This window comes from Microcella sp. (assembly GCF_025808395.1).
GTDB lineage: Bacteria > Actinomycetota > Actinomycetes > Actinomycetales > Microbacteriaceae > Microcella.
This window is the reverse complement of sequence record NZ_CP075524.1, coordinates 2,087,577-2,111,804: the sequence shown is the minus strand read 5'-3', so window position 1 is coordinate 2,111,804 and position 24,228 is coordinate 2,087,577. Positions and strand designations below refer to the sequence as shown.

Below are 24,228 nucleotides of genomic sequence, written 5' to 3'. Positions count from 1 at the left end.
ATCACGCGGTGACGCGCTCGAGCATCGCCATGACGGCCAGGCCGTAGGCCTCTGGAGCCGACACGCTCTCGAACTCGCGGCCTTCGCCATCGAGGTCGATAGTGACGATGTAGCCATCTGCAGTGCGCCGCAAGCCGCGGAATGACGCGCGCAGCAGGTCGCGCAACTGGTCTTCGCGCGGCAGCCACAGAGCGTCATCGAGTTCTACCGAGTCGAGTGCCCACTCGGTCGTGCCATTGAAGCCGAGCACGGTGCCGGTCGAGTACTCGTGCGCCTCGATCGTGAGATCGCTCACCGTGAAGACATCTGCGTCGAACTCTGCCCGGTCGATCTGAAACCGGTCGCCGGATGCGGGTCGCCAGCGAAGCCCGGCGTCACGAAGCCGTCTCGCGAGTGCGGTGCTGATCATCGCGACATCGTGGCACGCTGAGCCGAGTGCTCGCTCAGAAGAGTCGAGCACTCGGCGAGCGGTGGTCAGGCCTGCTGAAAACGGCGGCCGATGACGACACCCATGCCGGCCAGCGTGATGATCACTGCGGCGAAGCCGATACCCACGAGGGCGTTCGACGCGCCAGTCTCAGCAAGCCCTGAGAGGTCGCAGACATCATCGGCGGCGGCGAAGGTGTGCTCCCAGCGGGTCGTCGCCTCTAGGCCGAACCCGTAGCCCTGCAGCGCGGTGGCTTCCACGATGACCTCGCCAGCGGGCATGGCCCACTTTCCGGCGGCGGTCTCGTGACCATCGACCCACCACTGCACGCCGTCGACATCGGGCAGGGTCACCCAGTTGGTCGCATCGAGGCAGTTTGCGGGGGTGAAGGTCACGCTTCCTTCGACGAGCGGAGAAGTGGTCAGGCACTCATCGGGCCATTCTTGAAACACGTGGTCGAGCGGGCCGGGCTGGGGAGCGAGCGTGAAGCCCTCGGTTGCACTCGCGGTGATGTTCAGAGTCGCACCCGGCGACGCGCTGAAGGTGCGCACCTCGTCGACGCCCTCCCATTCGACGATGATCGGGGTCTCGTCGTCGACCGTGATGGTGTAGACGATGCCTTCGACGAGCCGCACCCAGAAGCTGGGGTCGTCGAGGCAGTTGTCGGTGTAGCCGTAGGGGTCGACGACCTCGATCTCGCGCACGTCGCAGTCGTCGCCCGTCAGGCGGCCGTCGAGCGTGCCGGTGAAGGTCAGCTTCGTGCCGCCCTCTGACACGATGCGTCCTGGCGTAGGGGTGTCGGAGTCGAAGAATCGTGCGTCGTCATCGATGGTGACGAAGACGACGACGTAGGTGCTGTCGTCGAAGACCTCGTAGCTGTCGAGCTTGGCGAGAGTGTCGTCGTCGACCAGCAGCTTGGTCGGGTCGAGCTGCTGGCCGAGGTCGCACGTCGGGTCGATGAAGCCGATCGAGGCGTTCGTGATCGGCAGCTCGGGCAGTTCGCACAAGTAGTAGGTGCCCAGATCGAACTCCCACTGGCGGATGGTTCCCGGGGCGAACACGTGGCCGTTCATCGCTGTCGCGACGACGGTGAACACGCCCTCTTTCGCCTCTGAGACCGGCACCGTCTCGAGGCCCGCTACCGAGCCCTGGTCGTCAGCGGCACCTCGGTAGACCGTGTAGCCGACGTAGGGGTTGGCCACGTCGCTGATGTCGATCGACCCGTAGGTGTTGCACTCGAGAATCGGCGTCGCCGTGGGCGCGATGGGGTTCGCCACGTTGCAACCGGGAGCCGTCACGAGGTAGGTCGGGTTCGGCCCGGTGAATCCCATGTCGTGCAAGAACTTCTCGGTGAAGGGGTCGCTCGGGCCGAACAGCTCGGAGCCGACATAGGGCATCGACGTGAACGAGGCGTAGACATCGCCCTGACCGCAGTCGACCGGAACGTAGAAGAAGTAGGTGCCCACCGAGTCGATGTAGCCCTCGTCGTGGTCACCGGCCGGGTCTGTGCCCTTGAGCGTCTGGGGCCAGATGCTCGTCGACGAGCTGAAGTGCCACGCAGCGGCGACGACCCAGAACGGGTTGCACAGCTCGTCGCTGTAGCCGTCACGGGCGGTCACGGTGATGAGGCCCGAGTTCGCTGGGTTCGTCAGCGTCGCTGTCGCGAGGTTGTAGTACGTGTACGACACCGCGCTCGCCGGAAGGCACGGCAGTTCGCAGTCTTCAGGCTCGGTGAACGTGAAGGTGAACTCGCTGTCTGCGTCGGGGTCGAGCGCGAAGTCGCTGCTCGCTGCTTCGGCGCGCACGACGATCGTGCTGGCAGTGGCCACTGTGTAGGTGTCTGGCTGCACCTCATCGTCGCCGATGAACCAGCGCACGCCCTCGATGTCGTCGAGCGTGTAAGTGCCGGCCGTGTCGCACTCGAGTGCGGTCTGGCTGACAGTCGGTACGACGAAGTTGTGCGTGTCGAGGTCACCGCAGAGCAGGTTCGGCCAGGTGTCGATCGAGTGCGTCTGCACGAACGTCACCGTGTAGACGTCGCTGGTGATGAAGTCTGCGTACCGAAACTCGATGACTCCGGTCGTGACCTGCTCGAGCGTCAACGGCACCGGCGTCTGCGGCACACCGAACGCGGTGATGCGCAGCCCGAGCCCGTTGGCACCGTTGTAGTTCACGCCCCCGGGCACGTTCTGGTCGACATAGGCGTTGATCTGGCTGCCCGGCGGGTCGATGGTGATGTTGAAGTGGCCCTCAGCGGTGGTGAGGGGCGAACCGTGCGAGTAGGTGACGCTCTCGCACGTCACGACCTGGGTCGGCGTGTTGGCCGGAGTCGACACGATGCGGAACCCCAAGTGCGAGAGACCTGCGTAGGTGTGCACGTAGCTCGTGACACCCTCGGGGGTCTCGCTCGTGTCGATGACGGTCAGGTGGGTACCGCCCTTGACGCAGATGTCGACGTCCCACCCCGCGTTGATGCTCCAGGTGACGCGCTTCTCGCTGACGTTCCAGCTCAGGCTTCCCCAGTTGTTCGGGTTGACCGCCTGATAGACACCGTTGCTGTTGAGGTTGGTGCCGTCGAGCGCATCAGGCTTCTGAAAGCCCACCGCACTCGAGTTGCAGGTCAGGCCGCCCTTGTTGTAGGTCGTCACACCGTCGGCAGAGACAATCGGCGTCGGCAGCGTGGCGCTGGGTGGCGCGGCGATCGCCGGGGCCGCACCGCCTGCTGCCATCCCGAGCGCCAGCAGCATTGCTGTACCGCCCGCGAGAATTCGGCGGCGGAGGGTCTCACGACGTTCGAGTCGGCGTGCTTCAGAGCGCAGCATGGGGGAAGCTCCTGGGGTAGGGAGCCCAGACTCTCGCGGGAACGAGAAATCGGGATTCGGGTTCTTCGGGTTTTCGGGTGCGATGCCAGATCGGGACATCCGGCACGAGTCGACACAACGGCGCGACAAATAGTCAGCATAGACGATATTGCGGGGCCTGCAACGACAGAACCTTCGGTCTACCCCCGCTGTGGGGGTCGCCTCCCAGCATGCCGCTCGGGGCGGTGCAGCAACGGCGCCCCAGGTCATATTCGGGTTGACCTGGGGCGCCGCGCTGCCGTGAGCAGCTCTGTACCTGAACTAGGCGGTGGTGGTGCGGTGCTTCCGTGCCACAAGACCCATGCCCGTCAGCGTGAGCAGCACCGCCAGCAGGCCGAGGTGCTCACCCATCGAGGCGAGCCCAGTCGTCGCGAGAAGCTCAGGGTCGCAGTTGGGGTCGCTTGCGGCCACCGTTTCTTCCCAGCTCGTCACTTGCTCAGGGTCGCTCCACGTCCAGCCGAGAGGGAACTCCTCGCTCGGCTCCGCGAGCGTCGCAGTCACCTCAACCTCGCTACCAGCGGTGAGGGTGTGGCTGGTGTTGCCCGCGACGATCACGCCATTGATGCGCCACACCACGCCGCCTTCATCGACGAGTTCGACCGAGCTGTCGCCCTCGCACTCGCCGAGCGTGAACTCGACCGAGGCGGTCGTCGCCGGCCCGGTCTCGAGGTCGAGGCAGAACTCCGACTCGACGAACTCCTTGACGAAGGGTTCGTACCCCTCAGGCAACTGGTATCCGTCGGCCGCCGCAGCTGTGACGACGACAGTGTCACCCGGGGTCACCACGATCGTCACAGTGTCTTCTCCAATCGGAAAGACGACGTCGACAGAGGCACCGCCGTTGATCGTGTAGCTGTACGACACATTCGGCGAGTCGGTCACGGTGAAGCTCGCGACCCCGACCAGCGCAGCGGCGGCCAGGTCGAGGCGAATCTCGTCGACGCACTCGTCGACCCACGTGACCAGGGGAACGACGACCGCCGAGAGCTCGCAGTCGTCAGCAGGCTCGTACTTGGCCACGAAGGTGCGTTGACTGCCATCGTCAGAGACGCCCTCAAGCGCCCCGTCGAACTTCGATCCCGGGTTGGCCGTTGCTGTGATCGAGATTGTCTCGCCCTCGTCGTCGATCACCGGTTCGCCCCACGTGACGTTCTCGCTGTTCTCCTCGTCGATGACGAACGAGGTGCCGACGTAGCAGTCGCGCTCGGCGACCGTCACGACTGCCGTCGCCACTTCGCAGTCGGGAACGTCGACGTAGTTCTCGAGATTGTCGTGCTTGGCGTCGTAGATCGGGGGCCATCCGATGTTGTCGTGCGGGTAGGTGATGGAGTTCGGCCACGTGAAGGTTCCGGTGTACGAGACCTTGTCTTGCTGCACCGCCCACCCTGATCCACAGACGTCGACGGGAAGGTCAGCGGGGAACTCGGTGAACCACTCAGTGCCCGCCTTGAAGTCGATCAGGGTCTGCGGCCCGGAGTTCGGCCAGCTTGCGGGCGCGTTGGGGTCGAGCTTCTTGTACAGGTACAGCGCAACCTCAAAAGAAACCGACGGCACCGAGGTCACGCGGAAACCGAGGTGCGAGATGTCGAACCCGTGAGTGTGCCCACCGCCTTCGGTCTCGCCCGTCGCCTCGTGGGGTGCCGTGTTGCCGCCCTTCACGCAGATGTCAACGGTGTAGCCATCATTGATCGTCCACGACACCGACTTGCCATCCCAGCTCAGAGATCCCCACGCGATGTCGGGCAATCCATACGAGCCGATGCCGCCCTCGATGTCATCGAGCGCGTCGGGCTTCTGGTAACCGAGTGAGTCGCACGTGATACCCGCATCGCTGCCACCGCCCTGAGTGTGACCAGGGTTGTGGTGGGCGGGCTGCACCGGTGCTTCAACTTCGGTTTCGGTAGTGCGCTGTTCTGTCGAGTCGAGTTGCTCTTCGATCACGACATCCAGCGTCGTTTCGGCTGCCTCGTTCTCGGCTTCATCGGCGAAAGCCACCGATGACGCACCGAGAGAGAAGCCGAGCGTGAGTGCGACTGCCGTACAGGCAGCCAAGAACTTCTTGGCGTTCATGGGTTTCAGCTCCTGGGGGAAGGGAGCACGAGAACAACACCCTCGCTGGGGTGGGGTTCGGGTGTTCGGGTTATCGGGTAGTGCCGTCGTGGACGAATGTCGGGTAGGCCGCACGAAGGCAGATGCGACTGTAGATCACCGTCGACGCTTGCCGCAAGACTAGAACGTCTAGTCTGCCCATGAACGAGGGTCAGTGCACGAACTCGAGCAAGTCGACTCCGAGCGCGCGAAGTGCCTCCATGACCCGCAGCCGCCTGGGCAGGTCGGTGTCATCGAAATGCACCGAGACGGCATAGGCGACTCCGGCGCGAGGGCCGCGCAAGATGCCCGCCTCACTGCGAACGCCCTCATCGGTGCCCGTCTTGTTCACCATCCAGGTGTTGTGCTCGACGCCCCGATGCGCGAGGGGGTCGCGCCCGAACGCGCTCGCCACCATCGAGAGATCGGCGTTGAGCGATAGCCAGCTGAGCACGCGCTGGCTCGTCACGGGGTCGATGATGTGGCCGTTGGCCAGTGCTTGAAACAGCCAGGCGAGCTCGGCCGTCGAGCCCACAGAGAGTTGAGGGGCGTCATCGGGCCCGCGCACATCGCGCACTCGGTCGAGCAGGGCCGTGCGCACGAGCCCGAGCTTCTCGGTGCGCGAGCGAACCGAGTCGAGCCCGACGTGACGCAAGAGCACATTGGTGGCGAGGTTGTCGCTCGTCGCCCCCACGAGCGCCGCGAGGTCGGCGATCGGAAAGGCGGGTGCTTGCAGGTGCTGCCAGATGCCGCTGTCGGCCACGGCGTCGTTGGCCGAACGATCGGCAATGGTGAAGTCGCTCACCGTGCGGTCGGTGAGCCTGGCGCTCACCTCGATGAGCAGCAAGATCTTTCCGATGCTGCCCGTCGGCAGCACGATGCGCTCGTCGACGGCGAAGACGCTCTCTCCGCTGTCGAGGTCGACCACGGCGACCGACACCCGCGCGCCCTCGTAGGCCACGGCGCCGAGCGACCGGTATGCCGGCCTGAACGACGGCTGCCGCACGTCGGCAAGATGGCGCGCCCGACGCGGAGTGCCCGCTCGAGCGCTCCGATCTCGCGTGAGCGGCGCATCTACCAAATGACCACCCGAGCGTCGGGGTCGAGCCAGAGGGCGTCGTCGGGCGAGACATCGAATGCCTCGTAGAAGGCGTCGATGTTGCGCACGATCTGGTTGCAGCGAAACTCGTTCGGCGAGTGCGGGTCGATCGAGAGCAGGCGCAGCGCCTCTTCGGGTCGGATGGCGATCTGCCAGGCCTGCGCCCACGACAAGAAGAACCGCTGGGCCGCGGTGAGGCCATCGATGACGGCGGGCTCGGCGCCATCGAGCGAGAGCACGTAGGCCTTCCACGCGATGCCGAGGCCACCCAGGTCTCCGATGTTCTCGCCGATCGTGAGGGCGCCGTTGACGTGATGACCCGGTGCTTCGGTCGGTTCGAGAGCGTCATATTGTGCGATGAGCGATGCTGTGCGCGCCTCGAACGCTGCTCGATCATCCGCCGTCCACCAGTCGTGAAGTCGACCGTCGCCATCGAAGCGCGAGCCCTGGTCGTCGAACCCGTGCCCGATCTCGTGACCGATGACCGCGCCGATCGCTCCGTAGTTGGCGGCCGCGTCGCGACCCGCGTCGAAGAAGGGGTATTGCAGGATGGCCGCAGGAAAGACGATCTCGTTGAAGCCGGGGTTGTAGTAGGCGTTGACCGTCTGCGGGGTCATGAACCACTCGTCGCGGTCGATCGGCGAGCCGATCTTCGTGAGTTCACGGTGAAACTCGAACTCGCCCGCGGCCTGCACGTTGGCGAGCAGGTCGTCTGCGCTGATCTCGAGCGTGCTGTAGTCGCGCCAGCGATCTGGATACCCGATCTTCGGGGTGAACTTGCGAAGCTTCTCGAGCGCGCGCTCTCGAGTGGCCGGGGTCATCCACTCGAGCGTCTCGATGCTCTGCCGGTATGCCTCGACGAGGTTGGCGACGAGGTCGTCCATCGCGGCCTTCGCTTCGGGCTTGAAGTGCCGCTCGACATAGGTCGCGCCCACCGCCTCACCCATGGCGCGCTCGACGAGGGCGACGCCGCGCTTCCACCGCGCACGAAGCTCGGGAGCCCCGGTCAGGGTGCGACCGAAGAACGCGAAGCTCTCGTCGACGAAGGCGGTCGACAGGTAGGGCGCCATCGAGCGCACGATGGCGTACCGCAACCAGTCGCGCCACTCGTCGAGGTCGCCCCCGGTGAGCTCGGCCGCGATGCCGTCGGTCACGTCGGGCTGACGCAAGACGACTTCGGTGAGCGCCAGCGGCGGAATGCCGTAGCCGTCGCGCCACCTTGCGAGGTCGACACCTCGAGCGCGCGCAGCCCACTCGTCGAACGTCGCGAGGTTGTAGGTCGCCTGCGCGTCGCGGTTGCGCACCGCGTCCCAGTGGTGCCCGGCAATCGCCGACTCGAGAGACACCACGCGCTCGGCGCGAGCAGCGGCGTCGTCGAGACCGGCGAGTGCCAGCATGCGCTCGACGTGCGCACGATACGCCGCCAGCGTCTCGGCGTGCTTCTCTTCTCGGTAGTAGGCCTCGTCGGGCAGCCCGAGGCCGCCCTGCTCGACGAAGATCAGGTAGCGCTCAGGGTCGCCCGGGTCGTTGTCGACGAACAACTGCACGAAGCCCGGCACGCCGCGGCGTTCGAGGCTTCCGATGGTCGAGAGCAGAGCATCCACGTCATCGATGGCGTCAACCTCGCCCAGCAACGGCGTCAACGGCGCCGCGCCGAGCGCCTCGATGCGCTCGTCGTCCATGAAGCTCGCGTAGAGGTCGCCGACCTTCTTCTCGAGCGTGCCGGCCTCGGCCTCTTGGGCCTGCTCGATGATCTCGCGCACCGCCTTCTCGGCATCTTCGGCGAGCACCATGAATGATCCGTAGCGCGCTTTGTCGTCGGGAATCGGCGTGCGAGCGATCCACCGGCCGTTCACGTGGCGGTACAGATCGTCTTGCGGCCGCACCGCGGGGTCGAGTTCGTCGCGGTCGATACCGCTCGAGAGCGCGTCAGTCACGCACGAGAGCCTAGCCCGCGAACCTCAGTTGACGGCGGTTCACGGGCCAGCGAAAGCCCCAGCGACGACGACGAGCGCCCGAGCCGAAGCTCGAGCGCTCGTGGGTGCAGTCGCGATGACTAGCTCGAGAACGCGTCTTTCACGTTGTCGCCAGCCTGCTTGAAGTTGGCCTTCGCCTGATCGGCGCGACCCTCGGCTTCGAGCTCTTCGTTGTCGGTGACCTTGCCGGCCGCCTCTTTGGCCTTGCCGCCGAGCTCTTCGCCCTTGTGGCTCATCTTGTCTCCGGTGTCGTTCATGGTCGACTCCTTTCGTCGGTGTCGTCAGTGGCCGATCTTGTGGATCGACTGTTCCTACAGTTGCATCTGCCCCGCCCTGAGACACCCCCTTGACTTCTCAGGAACCGAAACCTCACGGGGCTGTTAGCGTGGTGCGACCTGCGGCGCGCTCGACGTGCGCGCGAGCATCCGTTTTCGTGAAAGGCCATCGTGACCAGGCCCACCGCCGCCCGCCCCTCGCTGAACGCCTGGCGTCTCGCCGTGTTCGCGGTCTTCGCCATCAACGGCCTCGCCATGGCGAGCTGGTTCGCGCGAACGCCTGCCATTCGCGATGCGCTCGAGGTGCGCACCGACCAGTTCGGGGTGCTCATCATGGCGATGGCAGCAGGCTCGATCGCCGGTCTGCTCGCGTCGTCGCACATCATCGCGCGGATCGGATCGCGCACGACGATCCTCATCGCCCTGCTCAGCTGCGTGCTCGCTCTCGGGCTGCTCGGCGTCGGCTCGGCCACGCTCGGCTCGTTTCCGATCGCCTTCGCGGCTCTGGCTCTGTTCGGCGCCTCGACGGGCATCACCGACGTCGCCATGAATGTCGAAGGAGCGGGCGTCGAGCAAGCACAGGGCCGCAGCATCATGCCGTGGTTCCACGCCGCGTGGAGCATCGGAACGATCGTCGGCGCCGGCATCGCCGCCGGTGTCGCCGCGATCGGAGTGTCGCTCGATGCGCACCTCGCCGTGATGGCCGTGCTGCTCGCCGGCGCGACACTCTTCGCTGTGCGCTTTCTGCCGAAGCACCGAGTGCTGCCGGGCCTCGATGATGACGGTCCCGGCCCCCAGCGGTCGACCTTCGGCGAGCGCATGGCGATCTGGCGCGAGCCGCGCACGCTCGTCATCGGGCTCATCGTGCTCGGCATGGCCTTCGCCGAGGGCTCAGCCAACGACTGGCTCGCTCTCGCGATGGTCGACGGCCGCGGAGTCGACGCCGCGACGGGAGCCCTCTATTTCGGCCTGTTCGCCACCGCGATGACGGCGGGGCGCATCGGCGGGGTCTGGGTGCTCGATCGCTTCGGGCGCGTGCCGGTGCTGCGCGCGTCGGCACTCGTGGCGATGGCGGGCATCGCTGTGCTCATCCTGGTGCCTCACCCGGTCGCGGCCGCGTTCGGCATCGTCGCCTGGGGCCTCGGCGCTGCGCTCGGCTTTCCGGTGGGCATGTCGGCGGCCGCCGATGAGCCGTCGAAGGCCGCGGCTCGCGTGGCCGCGGTCGCGACGGTGGGCTACTTCGCGTTCTTGGTCGGCCCGCCCGTGCTCGGATTCCTCGGCGAGCAGTTCGGTCTGCTCAACGCCTTCTGGGTGGTGCTCGTGCTCATCGCGCTCGCGTTCGTCGCGACCCCCGCGGCCCGAGAGACGGGTTCGGCCGCGACGGCGAAGCACCCGGTTCAGGATGCCCGCCCCTAGGCTCACCGCATGACGAGCTCCTCCCCCGCACGCCGCACCCTGCCCGCCGACCTCGATCTGTCGGGTCGCACCGCCCTCGTCACCGGGTGCGGATCTGCTCAGGGCATCGGCTTCGCCACGGCCCGTGCGCTCGCCGAGCGCGGGGCGCTCGTCGCGATGACGGCGACGACCGACCGCATCGAGCAGCGCGTGGCCGAGCTGCGGGCCGAGGGGTTCGAGGCGCACGGGGTCGTCGCGCGGCTCGAGACCGAGAGCGCCGCGGCCTCGGCCGTCGGGGCTGCGCGGTCGCTCGTGGGCGACCCGAGCATCCTGATCAACAATGCCGGCATGGTGTCGGTGGGCGAAGAGATGCCCCGCGGTGACATCGGCATGTCGATCGACGAGTGGCGCAGCGCCGTCGACGTGAACCTCACGAGCGTCTTTCTCGTCACGCGCGCCGTCATGGCCGGGATGCGGGCGCAGGGTTGGGGGCGCGTGATCAGCGTCGCCTCGACGACCGGCGCCGTGCAGGCCGCGCGCGACGACCTCGGCTACGCCACGGCGAAGGCCGGCGTGCTCGGCTTCACGCGCGGGCTCGCCGTCGACGAGGCGCGCTCGGGCATCACCGTCAACGCCGTCGCCCCCGGCTGGATCGCGACGGCGTCGCAGCTGCAGCAGGAGGCGGTCGAAGGCGAACTCGTGCCGTTGGGGCGCAGCGGCACCCCCGCCGAGGTCGCGAGCGCCATCGCCTGGCTCGCCTCCCCCGGCGCGTCATACGTCACCGGCCAGCTCATCGTCGTCGACGGCGGCGGCTCGGTCGCCGAAGAGCACCGCCCGGGCCTCTGGGCCTGAGGTTTCGTTCTCGACTATTACGTATTACGATGAGATCATGAAGCGCACCATTCAGGGCAAAGAAGTCGACGAGGCTCAGATCGATCAGTGGGTCGACGAAGCCGAAAAGGGCTACGACGTCGAGGTGCTCCGCTCGCGCTGGGGGCGCGCCCCGCGTGGATCAGCGGCTGCGCGGGTCATTCCCGTTCGCCTCACGGCCGAGGAGCTCGCCGCCCTCATGGCACGGGCTGAAAAGGAAGGGCTGAACCGATCGGAGGCAATTCGGGCTGCGCTCAGTTCGTGGGCCCACGTCGCGTGATCGTTCGCCCGTCTGCGCTCAAGCACGGCATCGGTGAGGCAGATGTGCAAGAAGCCGCCGGAAATGCGTTGATCGACGGTCCGCTCGACGAAGAGAATCCGCAACGTCGGCTTCGACTCGGTTTCGACACGAAGACTCGGCTGCTCGAGATCGTCGTACTCGTCTGGGACGACGGCACGGTAGAGATCATTCACGCGATGAAGTGCAGACCTCAGTACCGGGCGCTTCTCGACTGAACACTGTCAGTGCCTCGTCAACGCGAGCACGTTCGTCACCAAAATCTCATCGGCTGCACTGTTCATGTGCGCCTCGCCGAGTGGCGATACGTGATTCCGCCTTATCTGCGTCGAGGTTTGCTCCAGTCTCCTTCAGGCGGTAGCGGGATGAGATTGGCGACCGCGTCATGCTTTCTCTTACTGCCAAGCCCCGCCGCGAAGGACGCCAAGGTGGGGTGGCCAACAAGAGGCAAGAAGTCCTCCGCTTGAAGGTGCACCATATCGATGGCCGCAAGTTGCCGGAGGGAGGGTGCGCGGCGCAACGGAGAGAGATCCGACAGCCCGCGCATCGTCTCGATCCATAGGCGACGAAGGCCTTTCATACCTGACATGTCGGGCAGTCGTTCCACCTGACGAAGCGACTGCAGAAACAGGAACTCGAGGTGTGGAAGTTCGGCAACCGGCGAAAGGTCCCGCAGTCCTTTGACCATCCAGAGTTCGAGGTATTCCAGCTCGGTGAATCGCGGTAGCAGATCCAGGTTCTTCGTTCCCCCGAGCTTCAAGTCAAGGGCACGTAAACCCGAGAGTGGAAGGAGGAGCGAGAGGTCCGGGAGCGTGATTGATCGCAAGGTCACGCTACGCAACGCACGTAGCTCGCCGACCACCTCGATGTCCTTGGTCTGCGCTTCGAGGTACACGTGCTGTAGCTCACTGAATCGAGCCAGGGGCGCCAACGACAACCGACGCTTCGTCTTGCCGAGGCCGATGAAGCGAGCATCGGCGGGGAGGCACTCCAGCCCGTCGATGTTCGCAAGGGAGTGATACAGCGCATCTGCCTGGAACGAGCGAACGCTGGAGAAGTAACGAAGAAAGTCGAGATCGGAGATCGAGCCGTCCGATGATCCGTAAACCCTCAAGGTCTTGTCAGTGTGGTTTTCGAACCACTCCCCGAGAAGTCGATAATCGTCTTCTGTCAGGGCAGCGTCGAATTGAACGAACTCGACTCGATCATCGAGTGCCACTAGCTGCTCTCGACCGATAGGTGAACGCGCCATGAATACGCGCGGGTGATGAAGTCCCATGTGCTTTGAGCCTATCGAGCACGGGGTTCGGGTTGCGGTCACACTTCTCGGTACCGTGGTGCAGTGAGACTCGTCATCGCCCGCTGCTCCGTCGACTACGCGGGCAGGCTCAGTGCGCACCTGCCCCTCGCGACGCGCCTGCTCATCCACAAGAGCGACGGCAGCCTGCTGGTGCACGCCGACTCGCTCAGCTACAAGCCGCTCAACTGGATGAGCCCGCCGTGCACTCTCGTCATCGACGAGCCCGACGACGACCAGCGCGAGGCGGGGGTCGTCGAGCTGTGGCGCGTCACGCACGCGAAGACCGCCGACCTGCTCGTCGTGAGCATCCACGAGGTGCTGCACGACTCCGCCCACGAGTTCGGCGTCGACCCCGGCCTGCAGAAAGACGGCGTCGAGGCGCACCTGCAGAAGCTGCTCGCCGAGCACATCGAGCTGCTGGGCGAGGGCTACGCGCTCGTGCGCCGCGAGTACATGACGGCGATCGGGCCGGTCGACATCTTGGCGCGCGACGCGAGCGGAGCATCCGTCGCCGTCGAGATCAAGCGCCGGGGCGGCATCGACGGCGTCGAGCAGTTGACGCGCTACCTCGAACTCATGAACCGCGACCCGCTGCTCGCCCCGGTCAGCGGCGTCTTCGCGGCGCAAGAGATCGCTCCGCAGGCGCGCACGCTCGCCGAAGACCGCGGCATCCGGTGCCTGCTGCTCGACTACGACGCCATGCGCGGTCTCGACGACGGCGTGCCCCGACTGTTCTAGACGGTGGTCTCGCCCCGCCGTCGGGCGATGAGCAGGGCAGCACCCAGGGCGGTGATGAGAGCTGCGATGCCCACGGGCAGGGCGGCATTCGCTGCTCCGGTGTCGGCGAGCTCGTCATCGCCCCACGCCGAGTCGCGAATCTCGATGACGATGCAGTTCTCGTCGATCTCGATCCACTGCGAGGTCGTCACAGGGCTGTCTCCGGCGGTTCCGGCAAGCTGCAGCTCGTGGCGGCCGGGAATGCACGCCTCTTCAGGAACGGTGACCTCCTCGTAGAACGAGCCGTCTCCATCGGTCTCGCCCTCCAGCAGCGGCAGCGGGTCTGAGAACATCACGAGCGAGTAGTCGGTATACGGGTCGAGTCCGGTGCCCTCGACGACCGCCGTCTTGCCCGCATAGAAGTCGCCGACTGAGAACTGCAGCTCGAGCAGCAGGCTGGGGGCGGTGATGACGTAGTCACCGGGGTCGCTGCTGCCGGTTCCTGCACCGTTCGTCGCCGAGGCCACGCAGTCATACTCTTCGCCGCCGGTGAAGCCGTTGACCGTGATCGGGAGGCTCGTCGCACTGCCCGAGACGACATCGCCTGCGTCGCTCGTGTTGGTGCACTCGATCACCCAGCTCGACACGAGCACGTCAGGTGCGTACGCCCAGAACTGAGCCCGCGCGCCGCCGTTCAACCAGACGTGTCGATCGATGTACGGCTCGGGCGTGCTCTCGACGCGAAAGAGGGTCTCGGCGACGCTCTGACGACCTGCCGCATCGGCGATCTGCACTTTGAAGGCCCAGTAGCTGCCTTCGGTGTAGATGTCGGTGTAGACGTCGCCGCCTGTGCAGTGCGCGGCACCCACCTGCAGCGCTCCGCCGCTGAACGTCGAGCACGGCAGGGCTCCTGAGCCGTAGTACGGGTAGTTCTCGTCACTCACGGGGCTCCAGCTCACTGCGCCGGGTGCCGCATACGAGACGAGCGTGGTGACGCCTGTGATCGACAGCGGCGCGTAGATGATCGGCACGCTCAATCGGGGCGCGACCGAGTAGGTCGACCCCGTCTTGCTGAACCGCACCCATTGCGAGAAGTCTTCGGCGATGCTGTTCTCGATGTCGTCGACTCGGCAGCAATTATCGATGTACAACTCATAGAGTCCGTCACCGAGCGACGACAGGTCGCCGCGGAAGGTCTCGACGGTCTGCGCATACAACGGTTCATCCGACACGACTTCGCTGATCACTTCGAGCAGCACTCCCGTGCCGGTTCCCTCGCCGGGGGTGTCGGCGTACGAGTCGATCGACAGCACTTCAGTGGTGCCGCCCTCGCCCACGAAGCTGTCGGCGTCGTTGGCCTCCCATGCGGTCGTCACGACCCAGGTGGCCACCTGCCCGTCGACGACGAAGTCGGGGCCGCTCGCTCTGAAGTGGCTTGCCGAGGCGCTGGTGGCGCCGAGCCCGACGACGAGTGCGGCGCCCAACGCTGCGGCACTGATCGAACGGATACGACGGATGACGAACGAGTTCATCGTTGATCTCACTTCAGGGGTAGACGCGTCGACGGATGTCGAATGGCTTTCACGGTAGCGTCTCGCCGCCCGACTGCCAAGCACTGCAGTGCCACGCATTCGGGGGTGGTCAATCTCCATGTCGAGACGGCCGCGTAGGCTCGAGCGATGCCCTCGTACACGACGATCCTGCTCGACCTCGACGGCACGATCACCGACTCGGCCCCCGGCATCACCGACACGCTCGCCCACACCTTCGGCGTGCTCGGCATGCCGATTCCCGACCACGACGAGCTCCTGCGCTATGTCGGCCCGCCGATTCTCGACTCGTTCCGCGATCGGGCCGGCATGAACCTCGCCGAGCGCGAGCGCGCCCTCGAGATCTACCGCGAGCGCTACCTCGACCGCGGCGCATACGACGCGACGCTCTACCCCGGCATGGGCCTGCTGGTGGCCGACATCGCCGCGGCGGGCATCCCGCTCAGCCTGGCCACCTCGAAGCCCGAGCTGCCGGCAACCCTCATGCTCGAGCACTTCACGATCGCCCACCACTTCGACATCATCACGGGGGCGTCGGCCGACGAGGTGCGCAGTGCAAAGGCCGACGTCGTCGCCGAGGCCCTCATCCGGTTGCGGGCGATGGATGCTGATCTCACGCGCCCCGTGCTGGTCGGCGATCGCGTGCACGACGTCGAGGGCGCAGCGGTGCACGGTGTTCCGACGATCGCCGTGTCGTGGGGCTACGGCGAGCCGTCGGAGTGGGCGCACGCCATCGCCGTCGCCCACGACGTCGACGAGCTGCGCGCCCTGCTCGGTCTCTGACCGGTCAGCGGGCGAGACGTTCGACGACCGCGCCGAAAACGCTCGGCAACGCTCGGGCGGTCGGCACGATGAGGCCGCGCGCGGGCGAGGTCGCCGCAGCGAGCAGCCCCGCCGTCAGCACGCGGAAGTCTCGCGTCGACCGCGCCCACGCGCGCTCATAGCGCGCGAGCGACCCGACGGCGAGACACTCGGCGAGCACCTGCGCCTGGGCGAGCCCGACACGCAGCCCTTCGCCGGTGAGAGCATCCACGTACCCGGAGGCGTCGCCGACGAGCGCGACCCGTCCGCTCGTGCGGGCCAGTGTGCGCTGGCGCAGCGGGCCCGCCCCGCGCAGGCTGCTCGCCTCATCGGCGCCGGCGAGCCGCTCGCGCAGTGCGGGCGCCTGCTCGATCGCCGTCGTCAGGTCGAGCGGCCGAGGGGCGAGCACGGCGACGCCGACCGTGCCCTCGTCGACGGGCGTGACGTAGAGCTCGGCCGCGGGCAGGTAGGTCACTTCGACGAGGTCGCTCCACGGCGCGACCGCGAAGTGCTGCCGCAGCCCGAATCGGCGAGCGCCCCGGGTCGACTCGCGCGCGGGCCGATCGAGCCCGCTCACCGCGCGAACGGTCGAGTGCAGGCCGTCGGCTCCGATGAGCCAGCGCGCGCGCAGCGTGCCCACGACGACCGCGTCGTCGTGCTGCGTGATCTCGTCGACCCGCTCATGCCGCGTCTCGATGCCGACCTCGGCCGCGCGCGACCGCAGGGCCTCGTGCAGCACCGTGCGTCGAACTCCACGACCGGCGGCAGAGCGGTAGCGGTGCGTGACGGCGCGGCGGGCATCCTGATACCGGATGCCCCGCAGCGGGTGCCCCGCGGGGTCGACGCCCAACCTGCTGAGCGCCGCGAGCGCGCCGGGCATGAGCCCTTCGCCGCACGCCTTATCGATCGTTCCCTCGCGCGGTTCGAGCACGACCGCGGTGAGCCCGCGCGCGTGCAGTTCGAGCGCCGTCGCCAGCCCGATCGGCCCGCCACCGGCGATGAGCACGTCGGCGTCGAGCGCCGCGGTCATGCAGATCGCAGCGCGGCGAGCGCCCGGTTCTCGGTCGGGATGCGGAAGGCCAGCAGCAGCACCGCGTTGAGCAAGGTGAAGGCGATCGCCGTGATCCAGGCCGAGTGCACGAGCGGCAGTGCGATGCCCTCGATCGCGACGATCCAGTAGTTGGGGTGCCGCAGCCACGCGAAGCGGTAGGGCCCGCGCGTCACCCGCGTCGCTCCGGGCACGACGATGACGCGTGTGTTCCACTGCCGCCCGAGCGATGCGATCACCCAGTAGCGGCCCGCCTGGCACAGCAGCGCGATGACGAGCATGGGCCAGCCGAGGGCGCCGATGAACGGGCGATCGAGCAGCACGACCTCGGCGATGCAGGCGAGCAGGAGGCCCGTGTGCAGCACCACCATGAACGGGAAGTGCCCCTTGCCGTGCTCGACCCCGCCCTGTGCGAAGGCATGCGCAGCATTGCGATTCGAGATGACCAGCTCGACGAGTCGTTCGACCCCCGTGGCGAGCACCAGCACGATGTACAGCACAACACTCATGACCACTCCAGCAAGACGATCTCAGCGGTGACCCCTGGGCCCAGGGCGAAGAGCACTCCGCGCGTGCCGGCCGGGCGTGCGCCCCCTTCGGCAAGCACGTGCAGAACGGCGGCCGACGACATGTTGCCCGCTCGCGCGAGCACGGCCCAGCTCGTCGCGAGCGCCGCCGGCTGCAGGTCGAGCGCGGCGCTGAACGACTCGAGCACGCGCGGCCCTCCCGGGTGCGCGATCCAGTCGTCGACGTCGGCCCGACTCCACCCCGCCTCGGCGAGCAGCTCGTCGACTGCCGCGGCGAAGTGGCCGTCGATGAGCGCGGGCACCCCGGCCGCGAGCATGAGCCGAAAGCCGCTCTCGCCGATGCGCCAGCCGATCATCTCTGAGCTCTCGGGGTAGAGGGCGCTGCGGCTGCCGACGACCCGGGCGCGCGGCTCGGCGGCGTCGAGAGCGAGCGGATGGGCATCCCCCACCATCACGACGGCGGCCGCGCCGTCGCCGAAGATGCCGGTGCCGACCACGTTGGCCATCGAGTGGTCGTTCCACTGCAGCGTCAACGAGCACAACTCGACCGAGACGAGCAGGGCGACTCCTGTGGGGTGCCCCGCCAGGTAGTCGGCGACGCGAGCAAGGCCGGCTGCACCCGCTACGCATCCGAGCCCGAAGCTCGGCACGCGCCGCAGGTCTGACCTGAAGCCCAGGCTCGTCGCGAGCTGCGCGTCGAGCGACGGCGCACCGAGCCCGGTCACCGTCGTGAAGAAGAGGTGGTCGACATCGGCGACCCCGAGGCCCGTCCCGGCGAGCGCCGTCAGCACCGCGCGCTCAGCGAGCGGCAGTGCGAGTTCGGCGAAGAGGGCGTTGGTCGCCGTGAAGCCCTCGATGCTGCGGTAGTCGGCGAGCGGCAGCGCCAAGTGCCGGGTGTCGATCCCGCTCGCCGAGTGGATGCGCTGCATCACGGCGCGCGCGGCCGGGTCGTCGGTCATGCCGTCGGCGAGCTCGGTCGTGATCTGCTGCTGGGTGACGGCATGCTCGGGCAGCACCGGTGCTACCGCGAGAATCTGAGGCATGGGCGAATGATGACACAGCCGCCTGCGCCATTTCGCAGGGTTGACAGAGACCGTGCGCGAGTAGGGTCGATTCGTCTGATCGTTCACCGCCGAACCCCAGAAAGAGGAGCCGAAGTGCCAGCCACCATCGCCGAGCTCGAACCGTCGCTGATCGCCCTGCGCGAGGGCGCCGAGCGGTGGGTGCGCTTGCCTCTCGCCGAGAAGCGGGCACTGCTGCGCGAGGTGCGCGCGACCACCCTGGCCGCGGCGCCCGCCTGGGTCGAGGCGGCGTGCGCGATCAAAGGCATCGACCCCCGCAAGCCCCTCGCGGGCGAAGAGTGGTCGAGCGGTCCGTATTCGGTGATCACCGCGACGAGCGCCCTCGAGAAGACGCTGCGGCAGCTCGAGCGGGGCCGCTCTCCGATCGACGAGGTCGAGTTCGGCACGGCCCCCGGCGGCCGCACCACCCTGAAGGTATATCCGTATCTGCCGAAAGACGTCGTGCTGCAGGGGTATGAGGCGAGGGTGTGGCTGCGCCCGGGCGTCTCACTCGATCAGGCTCGCCGCGGTGTAGCACGCGCCTTGCGCGACCCGCACCGCGAGCCTCGCGTCACCCTCGTGCTCGGGGCCGGCAACATCACGGGCATCCCCGCTCTCGACGTGCTCACCGCGCTGTACCAAGAAGCATCAGCGGTCGTCGTCAAGCTCAACCCGATCAACGCCGCCGTCGGCGACGCGATCGCGCAAGCATTCGCCCCGCTCATCGACCTCGGCGTCGTGCTCATCACCGATGGCGATCACGAGCTCGGTGAAGCCCTCATGGCGCACGAGCTGATCGACCGCGTGCACCTCACGGGCAGCCGCCACACGCACGATGCGATCGTGTGGGGTCGCGACGATCAGGCTGAGCAGCGGCGCGCCGCCGGCACTCCGCTGCTGAGCAAGCCGATCTCGAGCGAGCTCGGCGGCGTCGGGCCGGCGATCGTGGTGCCCGAAGACGGCTGGTCGAGTGAGAACGTCGACGACGTCGCCCGCAACATCGTCACGCAGCGCCTGCACAACAGCGGCTTCAACTGCGTCGCGACGCAAGTGGTGGTGCTGCCCGATGCGTGGCAGCGTGCCGACGAGTTCGTCGACGCCATGCGCAGGTATCTCGCCGCCGCCCCGGTTCGGCCCGCCTACTACCCCGGTGCTTCGAGCCGGCAGCTCGCCGTCGTCACCGTGCACCCCGATGCCGCCGTGCTCGGCGGCGACCCCAACGTGCCCCGCACTCTCGTCGACCACCTCGACCCCGAGAAGGCCGACGAGCACCTGTTCACCGTCGAGACGTTCGCCCCCGTGCTGGGCGTGGTGCGGCTGCCCGGATCGCGCGAGCCTCAGGCCTTCCTGCCTGCGGCCGTCGCCTTCGCCAATGATCGCCTCGACGGCTCACTGAGTGCCGGAATCCACATCCACCCCGTCACGCGCGAGCGCCTCGGCGAGCACTTCGACACCGCTGTCGCCGACCTGCGCTACGGCACCATCGGCATCAATGCGTGGACGGGCACGATCTTCGGCATGCCCGCCGGCACGTGGGGCGCGTTTCCCGGGCAGACGCTCGACGACGTCGGCAGCGGTATCGGCATCGTGCACAACGCGCTACTGCTCGACCCCGAGCACGTCGAGCGCACGGTCGGCAGCGGAAACTGGAAGCCTTCGCCGACCCCCCTCTGGTACGTCGACAACAAGACGGCACACGTCACGGCGCGGCGCTTGACCCGCTTCGCCGGCATCGATTCGTGGGCCATCGCCGCACCCCTCGGTGCGGCTGCGATCGAGAGCTATCGCAAGGGATGACCGAGTCGCGTTCGGCCTCGACCCACGTCGACGTGCTCGTGGTGGGCTCGGGTTTCGGCGGGTCGGTCGCCGCGCTGCGACTGGTCGAGAAGGGATACCGCGTCGCGGTGCTCGAAGCCGGCCGTCGGTTCGCCGACGACGAGTTCGCCCGCACCTCGTGGAGCCTGCGCAGGTTCTTCTGGGCTCCTGCGCTGGGGATGCTCGGCATTCAGCGCATCCACCTGCTCGACAACGTCATGATCTTGGCCGGGGCGGGGGTCGGCGGCGGCTCGCTCGTCTACGCGAACACGCTCTACCGACCGGCGAGCGACGCGTTCTTTCGCGACCGGCAGTGGGCGCACATCACAGACTGGAAGACCGAGCTCGACCCGTTCTACGACCAGGCCTCGCGCATGCTCGGTGTGACTCCGAACCCGAGCGTCACTCCCGCCGACGAGATCATGCAGAAGGTGGCGGCCGACCTCGGGGTCAGCGACAGCTTCAGCCTGACTCCGGTGGGAGTGTTCTTCGGCGAGGGGGCGGGGGTCGAGTCGCCTGACCCCTATTTCGGCGGTGCTGGCCCTGCGCGACGCGGCTGCCTCGAGTGCGGCGAGTGCATGACGGGGTGCCGCCACAACGCCAAGAACACGCTCGTGAAGAACTACCTGCACCTCGCTGAGTCGGCGGGTGCCGAGGTCTTCCCGCTCACAACAGTCACCCGCATACAGCCCCTTCCTGCCAGATCTGGCGCAGATGGGCGCTCAGTCGCGGGCGATGACACAATTCGCGGCACATCTGGGAGAGGCGAGGGCGGGTACAGGGTCACGACGCGTACCACCGGACGAGGTCGGCGCACCGAGCGCACCTGGACGGCCGATCAGGTCGTCGTGGCCGCGGGCGCATGGGGCACGCAGCAGCTGCTGCACCGCATGAAGGCCGAGGGGCACCTGCCCAGAATCTCTGACCGCTTGGGCGAGTTGACGCGCACCAATTCTGAGGCCCTCGGCGGAGCATCCACCGCCCTGCGCCACTCTCGGGCAATCGACTTCACGAAGGGCGTGGCGATCACCTCGTCGGTGCACCTCGACGAGTCGACGCACCTCGAGCCCTGCCGCTACGGCCACGGATCGAACGCTCTCGCCCTTCTCGCCACGCTCGCGATTCCGGGGGGCGGTCGCACTCCGCGCTGGCTGCTGTGGATCGGCCAGCTGCTGCGCCACCCCGCGCGCGTCGCGTCGATGATCTTCGGCATCGGCAGTTGGAGCCGCCGCACGATCGTCGGGCTCGTCATGCAGAACCGCGACAACTCGCTCACGGTGCGGGCTGGTCGGGGGGCCTTCGGCCGCTTCAGGCTGCGGTCGAGTCAGGGCCACGGCGAGCCGAACCCCACGTTCATTCCTCAGGCGAATCAGGCCTACGAGAGCATGGCCCGTCACATGCGCGGCTTTGCGCAGTCGGGGGTCAGCGAAGTGTTCGATGTTCCGATGACGGCGCACTTTCTCGGAGGCTGCGCCATCGGCGATTCGCCCGAGTCGGGAGTCGTCGACCCCTACCACCGCGTGTTCGGTCACGAGGGTCTGCACGTCGTCGACGGCGCGGCCATCTCCGCGAATCTCGGCGTCAATCCTTCACTCACGATCACCGCCCAGGCGGAACGCGCCTTCGCGCTCTGGCCGAACCGCGGCGACTCGGATGCCCGCCCCGAGCTCGGCGCCGCCTACCGCCCCGTGCCGCCGGTCGCCCCTCGGTCGCCCGTCGTGCCGGTCGGCGCGGTCGGCGAGTTGCGCGTGCCCGTGTCGCTGGGCCTCCCGCGCGTGCGCCGCGCCTGAGTCGCACCCCACCGCGACCCCGGGAGAGCATGCTGGTCACAGCGCGCAGACGCTCACCGAGGTTGGGGCTTGAACCCGCGCAACCGCAGTGAGTTCGTCACGACGAACACGCTCGAGAACGCCATCGCGAGTGCCGCGAGCAGCGGGTTGAGCAGCCCGAGCATGGCGATCGGTATCGCCGCCACGTTGTAGCCGAACGCCCAGAACAGGTTGCCGATGATGGTGCGCAACGTGCGCCGAGCGAGTCGGATGGCGTCGACGACGACGAGCAGGTCTCCGCTCACGACGGTGAGATCTGACGCCGCCATGGCCGCGTCGGTTCCGCCGCCCATCGCGATGCCCAGATCGGCCGCGGCGAGCGCCGCCGCGTCGTTGACCCCATCGCCGACCATCGCGACGACGTGCCCATCAGCCTGCAGCTCGCGGATGACATCGAGCTTGCCCGCCGGCGTCACCCCTGCGCGCACGTCGTCGATACCGAGCTCCGCCCCCACTGTTCGGGCCGCGCCGGCGTTATCGCCAGTCAGCAACACGGGTTCGAGCCCCAGGGCACGCAGCCGGTCGAGGGCGAGCGCCGACGTCGGCTTGAGCGTGTCGGCAAGCACGATGATGCCTGCGACCGCACCGTCGATCGAGACGACGATCGGGGTCGCTCCTCGTGACTCGTGGGTCACGATGAGCGAAGCGTCGACCTCGACAGCCCACGACTCGAAGAGCCATGACGCGCGGCCGATCGCGAGCGCGTGCCCGTCGACCACCGCGGTGACCCCAGCGCCCGCGTGCGACTCGAAGCTCTCGGCCGCGAGCAACTCGATGCCGGCGTCGCGGGCGTGGCCGACGATCGCCCTGGCGAGCGGATGCTCAGACCCTTCTTCGGCCGAGGCGGCGAGTGCGAGCATCCGGTCGCGATCGATGCTGCCGACGGCCTCGACGCCCGTGACCGCCAACTGCCCGGTCGTCACTGTTCCCGTCTTGTCGAGCACGATCGTGTCGATGCGCCGCGTGCGCTCGAGCACCTGCGGGCCTCGAATGAGAATGCCGAGCTGCGAGCCCCGCCCGGTGCCGACGAGCAGCGCGGTGGGGGTCGCGAGCCCGAGGGCGCACGGGCAGGCGATGATGAGGGTCGCGACGGCGGCCGTAAAGCCGATCTCGACCGAGTTGCCGATGAGAATCCAGGCGAGCAGCGTGCCGAGAGCGAGCACGAAGACGATGGGAACGAACACCCCCGACACACGGTCGGCGAGCCGCTGCACCTCGGCCTTGCCGGTCTGCGCCTCTTCGACGAGTCGCGCCAGGCGGGCGAGCTCGGTGTCGGCCCCGATGCGCGAAGCCTCGACGACAAGCCGCCCCCCGACATTGAGGGTGCCGCCGACCACCCGGCTGTCGACGGCGACATCGACGGGCACTGACTCGCCTGTCAGGAGGGACTGGTCGACGCTCGATGAGCCTTCGATGACTAGGCCGTCGGTCGCGATGGTCTCGCCTGGCCGCACGACGAAGCGATCGCCCAGCTGCAGCTGCCCGACCGGAATGCGCACTTCGACGCCATCGCGCAGCACTGCGACGTCGCGCGCAGCGAGATCGAGCAGCGCGTCGAGGGCTTCGCGAGACGAACGCTTGGCGCGCGCTTCGAGGTAGCGCCCGAGCAAGATGAACACCGTCACGGCGGCAGCGACTTCGAGGTAGATCTCGTGGGCTCCCGCTTCTGGCGTGCCGAGCAGCTGCAGCGTCATGGTCATGCCCGGCATGCCTGCTTCGCCGAAGAACAGCGCGTACAGGCTCCAGAGGTAGGCGGCGGTCACGCCGACCGAGATGAGTGTGTCCATGCTGGCGATGAATCGCCGCGCATTGTGCAGGGCCACCCGGTGAAACGGCCACGCCCCCCACACGGCGACGGGCGAGGCGAGCGCGAGTGCGAGCCACTGCCAGTTCGTGAACTGCCACGCCGGAACCATCGACAGCACGAGCACGGGCACCGTCAGCGCGGCAGAGATGATGAGCCGCTGGCGCAGGGGCGCGAGCTCATCGACCGGAGTCGTGTGAAGAGCGGTGGATGCTGCGCTCTCGTCGCGCGCGCCGACGACCGTCGCCGAGTACCCGGCCTTCTCGACCGCCGCGAGCAACGCTGAGGCATCGAGTTGCCCCGCCGCCTCCGGCGTCGCACGCACGGTGGCCCGCTCCGTGGCGAAGTTGACGGTGGCCTCGACTCCGGGCACCTTGTTGAGCCCCCGCTCGATGCGGTTCGCGCACGATGCGCACGTCATGCCCTGCAGATCGAGCTGCAGATCGGTCGCGGGCGAGGCTGTCATGGGCCCCACTCTAGCAATACC

General features: G+C 67.6%; 20 protein-coding genes. 8 read left to right on the top strand and 12 right to left on the bottom strand.

The features are described 5' to 3' along the window. Window position 1: 1 nt before the first annotated feature. The 6 genes from KIT89_RS10325 to KIT89_RS10300 all read right to left on the bottom strand — a co-directional run bounded on the left by KIT89_RS10325 (window position 2) and on the right by KIT89_RS10300 (window position 8,708). A complete protein-coding gene (locus KIT89_RS10325; protein WP_297601180.1) occupies window positions 2-409 on the bottom strand; it encodes a pilus assembly protein CpaE in 408 nt (135 codons plus the stop codon). A gap of 65 nt (window positions 410-474) precedes the next feature. Next, window positions 475-3,249, bottom strand: a complete 2,775-nt coding sequence (locus tag KIT89_RS10320) for a hypothetical protein (protein WP_297601178.1) — start codon at window positions 3,247-3,249, stop codon at window positions 475-477. A gap of 300 nt (window positions 3,250-3,549) precedes the next feature. Next, window positions 3,550-5,358, bottom strand: a complete 1,809-nt coding sequence (locus tag KIT89_RS10315; RefSeq protein ID WP_297601176.1) for a hypothetical protein — start codon at window positions 5,356-5,358, stop codon at window positions 3,550-3,552. Between the two features lie 190 nt (window positions 5,359-5,548). Beyond that, window positions 5,549-6,382, bottom strand: coding sequence for a serine hydrolase (locus KIT89_RS10310; protein ID WP_297601173.1), 834 nt, complete (start codon window positions 6,380-6,382; stop codon window positions 5,549-5,551). A 68-nt stretch (window positions 6,383-6,450) separates the two neighbouring features. After that, a complete protein-coding gene (locus tag KIT89_RS10305; RefSeq protein WP_297601170.1) occupies window positions 6,451-8,412 on the bottom strand; it encodes a M13-type metalloendopeptidase in 1,962 nt (653 codons plus the stop codon). A 119-nt stretch (window positions 8,413-8,531) separates the two neighbouring features. After that, on the bottom strand, window positions 8,532-8,708 hold the full coding sequence (locus KIT89_RS10300) for a CsbD family protein (protein ID WP_297601167.1): 177 nt from the start codon (window positions 8,706-8,708) through the stop codon (window positions 8,532-8,534). Window positions 8,709-8,897: 189 nt separating this feature from the next. On the opposite strand from KIT89_RS10300, the gene KIT89_RS10295 reads away from it, so the two are divergent. Genes KIT89_RS10295 through KIT89_RS10280 form a run of 4 tightly spaced genes read left to right on the top strand, consistent with a single transcriptional unit; the run spans window position 8,898 to window position 11,507 of the window. Continuing rightward, window positions 8,898-10,142, top strand: coding sequence for an MFS transporter (locus KIT89_RS10295; RefSeq protein WP_297601164.1), 1,245 nt, complete (start codon window positions 8,898-8,900; stop codon window positions 10,140-10,142). A 9-nt stretch (window positions 10,143-10,151) separates the two neighbouring features. Beyond that, window positions 10,152-10,973: an SDR family NAD(P)-dependent oxidoreductase gene (locus tag KIT89_RS10290; protein ID WP_297601161.1), complete on the top strand. Its 822-nt coding sequence runs from the start codon at window positions 10,152-10,154 to the stop codon at window positions 10,971-10,973. 37 nt (window positions 10,974-11,010) lie between these two features. Then, entirely contained in the window at window positions 11,011-11,271 is a 261-nt protein-coding gene (locus KIT89_RS10285) for a ribbon-helix-helix protein, CopG family (protein ID WP_297601158.1), read from the top strand. Then, on the top strand, window positions 11,268-11,507 hold the full coding sequence (locus KIT89_RS10280; protein ID WP_297601155.1) for a hypothetical protein: 240 nt from the start codon (window positions 11,268-11,270) through the stop codon (window positions 11,505-11,507). The genes KIT89_RS10285 and KIT89_RS10280 overlap by 4 nt, the downstream gene beginning before the upstream one ends. 101 nt (window positions 11,508-11,608) lie before the next feature. Here the strand turns inward: KIT89_RS10280 and KIT89_RS10275 are convergent, their stop codons facing one another. Then, complete coding sequence (locus KIT89_RS10275) at window positions 11,609-12,568, bottom strand: hypothetical protein (RefSeq protein WP_297601153.1); 960 nt, start codon at window positions 12,566-12,568, stop codon at window positions 11,609-11,611. Between the two features lie 63 nt (window positions 12,569-12,631). Between KIT89_RS10275 and nucS the strand changes: the two genes are divergently transcribed. Further along, entirely contained in the window at window positions 12,632-13,327 is a 696-nt protein-coding gene (gene nucS / locus KIT89_RS10270) for an endonuclease NucS (RefSeq protein WP_297601150.1), read from the top strand. Here nucS and KIT89_RS10265 read toward each other — a convergent pair. After that, window positions 13,324-14,838, bottom strand: a complete 1,515-nt coding sequence (locus KIT89_RS10265) for a hypothetical protein (protein ID WP_297601147.1) — start codon at window positions 14,836-14,838, stop codon at window positions 13,324-13,326. The two genes, nucS and KIT89_RS10265, sit on opposite strands and share 4 nt — an antisense overlap. A 147-nt stretch (window positions 14,839-14,985) precedes the next feature. Here KIT89_RS10265 and KIT89_RS10260 point away from each other — a divergent pair, with 147 nt between their 5' ends. After that, window positions 14,986-15,639: an HAD hydrolase-like protein gene (locus KIT89_RS10260; RefSeq protein ID WP_297601145.1), complete on the top strand. Its 654-nt coding sequence runs from the start codon at window positions 14,986-14,988 to the stop codon at window positions 15,637-15,639. Window positions 15,640-15,643: 4 nt separating this feature from the next. Here the strand turns inward: KIT89_RS10260 and KIT89_RS10255 are convergent, their stop codons facing one another. The 3 genes from KIT89_RS10255 to KIT89_RS10245 are packed head-to-tail and all read right to left on the bottom strand — an operon-like array spanning window position 15,644 to window position 18,275. Beyond that, window positions 15,644-16,687: an NAD(P)/FAD-dependent oxidoreductase gene (locus KIT89_RS10255; protein ID WP_297601143.1), complete on the bottom strand. Its 1,044-nt coding sequence runs from the start codon at window positions 16,685-16,687 to the stop codon at window positions 15,644-15,646. Further along, window positions 16,684-17,214, bottom strand: a complete 531-nt coding sequence (locus KIT89_RS10250) for an isoprenylcysteine carboxylmethyltransferase family protein (protein ID WP_297601141.1) — start codon at window positions 17,212-17,214, stop codon at window positions 16,684-16,686. Before KIT89_RS10250 ends, KIT89_RS10255 begins: the two co-directional genes overlap by 4 nt. Further along, complete coding sequence (locus KIT89_RS10245; protein WP_297601139.1) at window positions 17,211-18,275, bottom strand: type III polyketide synthase; 1,065 nt, start codon at window positions 18,273-18,275, stop codon at window positions 17,211-17,213. The genes KIT89_RS10250 and KIT89_RS10245 overlap by 4 nt, the downstream gene beginning before the upstream one ends. Before the next feature lie 114 nt (window positions 18,276-18,389). On the opposite strand from KIT89_RS10245, the gene KIT89_RS10240 reads away from it, so the two are divergent. Both KIT89_RS10240 and KIT89_RS10235 read left to right on the top strand, forming a co-directional pair. Further along, entirely contained in the window at window positions 18,390-20,090 is a 1,701-nt protein-coding gene (locus tag KIT89_RS10240) for an aldehyde dehydrogenase family protein (protein ID WP_297601136.1), read from the top strand. Further along, window positions 20,087-21,898 (top strand): GMC oxidoreductase, encoded by a 1,812-nt coding sequence (locus tag KIT89_RS10235; RefSeq protein ID WP_297601134.1) that lies wholly within the window; start codon window positions 20,087-20,089, stop codon window positions 21,896-21,898. The genes KIT89_RS10240 and KIT89_RS10235 overlap by 4 nt, the downstream gene beginning before the upstream one ends. A 53-nt stretch (window positions 21,899-21,951) precedes the next feature. On the opposite strand, the gene KIT89_RS10230 is transcribed toward KIT89_RS10235, so the two are convergent. After that, window positions 21,952-24,207, bottom strand: a complete 2,256-nt coding sequence (locus KIT89_RS10230; protein ID WP_297601131.1) for a cation-translocating P-type ATPase — start codon at window positions 24,205-24,207, stop codon at window positions 21,952-21,954. Window positions 24,208-24,228 lie beyond the last annotated feature (21 nt).

Coding starts and splice junctions, on each gene's coding strand:
- KIT89_RS10265 (WP_297601147.1), bottom strand. CDS start 14,838: ATGAACTCGTTCGTCATCCGTCGTATCCGTTCGATCAGTGCCGCAGCG.
- KIT89_RS10285 (WP_297601158.1), top strand. CDS start 11,011: ATGAAGCGCACCATTCAGGGCAAAGAAGTCGACGAGGCTCAGATCGAT.
- KIT89_RS10260 (WP_297601145.1), top strand. CDS start 14,986: ATGCCCTCGTACACGACGATCCTGCTCGACCTCGACGGCACGATCACC.
- KIT89_RS10275 (WP_297601153.1), bottom strand. CDS start 12,568: ATGGGACTTCATCACCCGCGCGTATTCATGGCGCGTTCACCTATCGGT.
- KIT89_RS10230 (WP_297601131.1), bottom strand. CDS start 24,207: ATGACAGCCTCGCCCGCGACCGATCTGCAGCTCGATCTGCAGGGCATG.
- KIT89_RS10315 (WP_297601176.1), bottom strand. CDS start 5,358: ATGAACGCCAAGAAGTTCTTGGCTGCCTGTACGGCAGTCGCACTCACG.
- KIT89_RS10255 (WP_297601143.1), bottom strand. CDS start 16,687: ATGACCGCGGCGCTCGACGCCGACGTGCTCATCGCCGGTGGCGGGCCG.
- KIT89_RS10290 (WP_297601161.1), top strand. CDS start 10,152: ATGACGAGCTCCTCCCCCGCACGCCGCACCCTGCCCGCCGACCTCGAT.
- KIT89_RS10250 (WP_297601141.1), bottom strand. CDS start 17,214: ATGAGTGTTGTGCTGTACATCGTGCTGGTGCTCGCCACGGGGGTCGAA.
- KIT89_RS10235 (WP_297601134.1), top strand. CDS start 20,087: ATGACCGAGTCGCGTTCGGCCTCGACCCACGTCGACGTGCTCGTGGTG.
- KIT89_RS10325 (WP_297601180.1), bottom strand. CDS start 409: ATGATCAGCACCGCACTCGCGAGACGGCTTCGTGACGCCGGGCTTCGC.
- KIT89_RS10245 (WP_297601139.1), bottom strand. CDS start 18,275: ATGCCTCAGATTCTCGCGGTAGCACCGGTGCTGCCCGAGCATGCCGTC.
- KIT89_RS10320 (WP_297601178.1), bottom strand. CDS start 3,249: ATGCTGCGCTCTGAAGCACGCCGACTCGAACGTCGTGAGACCCTCCGC.
- KIT89_RS10300 (WP_297601167.1), bottom strand. CDS start 8,708: ATGAACGACACCGGAGACAAGATGAGCCACAAGGGCGAAGAGCTCGGC.